This is a genomic window from Acetatifactor muris (assembly GCF_024623325.1).
Lineage (GTDB): Bacteria > Bacillota > Clostridia > Lachnospirales > Lachnospiraceae > Acetatifactor > Acetatifactor muris.
The window spans coordinates 1-2,097 of sequence record NZ_JANJZD010000090.1; the positions used below are offsets into that span (position 1 = coordinate 1).

Genomic DNA, 2,097 nt, shown 5'->3' on the forward strand with positions numbered 1-2,097 from the left:
AAGGGGCGCGAAGCGCCGCATTTTTTGACTGGTTTGTCAAGTGTTTTAGAGAAAAAAGTGGGTGATTTTTGAAAAATAGGTTCTGAAAGCACCATGAAATAAGGGCTGAAGATTCCGAGAAGTTATGAAGACTGCAAGGAGGAAAGCATGGCAGGGAAATTATATTTATGTGCGACACCCATCGGAAATCTGCAGGACATGACGCCGCGGGCGGTTGAGACGCTGCAGGAGGCGGACCTGATTGCGGCGGAGGATACACGCAACAGTATTAAGCTGCTGAATCATTTTGACATTCACACGCCCATGACCAGCTATCACGAATATAACAAAGTGGAGAAGGCGAAGCAGCTCACAGAGCAAATGCTGGCGGGAAAGAATATAGCGCTGATCACAGACGCGGGGACGCCGGCTATCTCAGATCCGGGGGAAGTCCTGGTGCGGATGTGTCATGAGGAGGGAATTATTGTCACCAGCCTGCCGGGCCCTTCGGCCTGTATTACGGCATTGACGCTTTCCGGGCTTTCCACCAGAAGATTTTGTTTTGAAGGATTTCTGCCCACGGATAAAAAAGAGAGGAAGACAGTCCTGGCGCAGCTTACAGAAGAGACGCGCACCATGGTGCTCTATGAGGCGCCGCATCATCTGGTGCGGACGCTGGAGGAGCTTTATGATTGGCTGGGTGAGAGAAAGATTACGCTTTGCAGGGAGCTGACGAAGAAATATGAAACCGTAATGCCGACCACATTTATTCAGGCGCTGGAATATTATAAGACGGAGGAACCCAGAGGAGAATATGTGCTGATTGTGGAGGGGAAGAGCTTCCGGCAGCAGCGGCAGGAGGAGATCGCAGCCTGGGAGAACATGAGTATAGAAGAACATATGACATATTATGAGAATCAGGGAATGGACGGTAAATCAGCCATGAAACAGGTGGCGAAGGACAGGGGCGTGGGCAAAAGAGAAATATATGCTTATCTTCATACCGGAGAAAAGGCGTGAAGCTGAGCAGACTGAAAAAAGGAGGGAATCCCAATGGCGGTCAATAATTGTGACATGTGTGTCAATTATGTGTACGACGAGGAAGAGGAATGCTATAGCTGTCTGGTAGATCTGGACGAAGACGAAATGTATCGGTTCCTGTCGGGTACACAGAGGGAGTGCCCATATTTTAGATTGGACGATGAATATGGGGTGGTGCGCCATCAAATTTAGAAACAAACGTACAAAAAAGAAAAATCCGGAATTTGGCAGTTATCTTGTTTCAGGTCAAAGGCCGTATATATTTTTCACTGTAAGTCAATAATAACCTCGTAGTCTTAAAATGAAAAGTATTTTTGGACTTTTCATTCATGAAAAACAGGAGGTATGGATATGAGCAATATTTCAGAACTTGACTTACAAAATCTTCGCCATCTCATAGGCGGTTTCGACACAACTCACTGCAAAATGCAGGCATATGCCAAGGAGGCGGAAGACCCGCAGATCAGGCAGTTTTTTGAAAAAGGTGCCCGGTCAGCCATGGACAATAAGGAACAGCTGATGAAATTTTTAAATTAAGTCCGCAGACTGACAAAAACAGCTGTAAATCCATGACAGTTTTGAGATTTGTAAATCGAGTATTCCAGAATGAGAGGTAAAAGAAGATGCAGGAAAAAACAATGGTAGCAGATACCCTGGCCGGTATCAACGGTGAACTGACCCGTTATGCGGGTATGATTGCACAGTCGGAGAATAAAGAACTGAAGCAGACATTAAAGCAGATTAGAAACGCATGTGAACAGTCTCAGGAAGAGCTTTACCAGATTGCAAGAGAAAAATCATACTATGTTCCCGCAAGCAAGGCAACGGCGGAAGAGGTGGCACATGTGAAGAGCCTTTTCACCCAGGGCACGCTGTAGGCGGCAGGCAGGATATGAGTGAATTATACGAAAGATTGTTATAAATAAACAAAAGGCACTGCAGGCGGATTGTCCGGTTCTTTCTGAACTTTGGGTATGAAAGCACCGCAATTAAGCCGTCAGATAAGTGTTCTGACGGCTTAATTTATATCAGATCCATAAGGGTAAAATCTTTAGTTTTGATCAGAAAAGCGAGCTT

General features: G+C 45.8%; 4 protein-coding genes. All 4 read left to right on the top strand.

All coding sequences use genetic code 11. The features are described from left to right. Window positions 1–147 precede the first annotated feature (147 nt). The 4 genes from rsmI to NSB25_RS28980 all read left to right on the top strand — a co-directional run bounded on the left by rsmI (window position 148) and on the right by NSB25_RS28980 (window position 1,898). Window positions 148–999 carry a 16S rRNA (cytidine(1402)-2'-O)-methyltransferase gene (gene rsmI / locus NSB25_RS28965; RefSeq protein ID WP_103242801.1) on the top strand — a complete coding sequence of 284 codons (852 nt, stop codon included), beginning with the start codon at window positions 148–150 and terminating at the stop codon, window positions 997–999. Window positions 1,000–1,032: 33 nt separating this feature from the next. Continuing rightward, window positions 1,033–1,212, top strand: coding sequence for a DUF6472 family protein (locus tag NSB25_RS28970; protein WP_103242800.1), 180 nt, complete (start codon window positions 1,033–1,035; stop codon window positions 1,210–1,212). 159 nt (window positions 1,213–1,371) lie between these two features. Continuing rightward, the gene (locus NSB25_RS28975; RefSeq protein WP_103242799.1) at window positions 1,372–1,557 is read left to right on the top strand and encodes a hypothetical protein; all 186 of its coding nucleotides are present in this window, start codon (window positions 1,372–1,374) and stop codon (window positions 1,555–1,557) included. A gap of 86 nt (window positions 1,558–1,643) precedes the next feature. After that, window positions 1,644–1,898 carry a spore coat protein gene (locus NSB25_RS28980; RefSeq protein ID WP_103242798.1) on the top strand — a complete coding sequence of 85 codons (255 nt, stop codon included), beginning with the start codon at window positions 1,644–1,646 and terminating at the stop codon, window positions 1,896–1,898. Window positions 1,899–2,097: the final 199 nt, after the last annotated feature.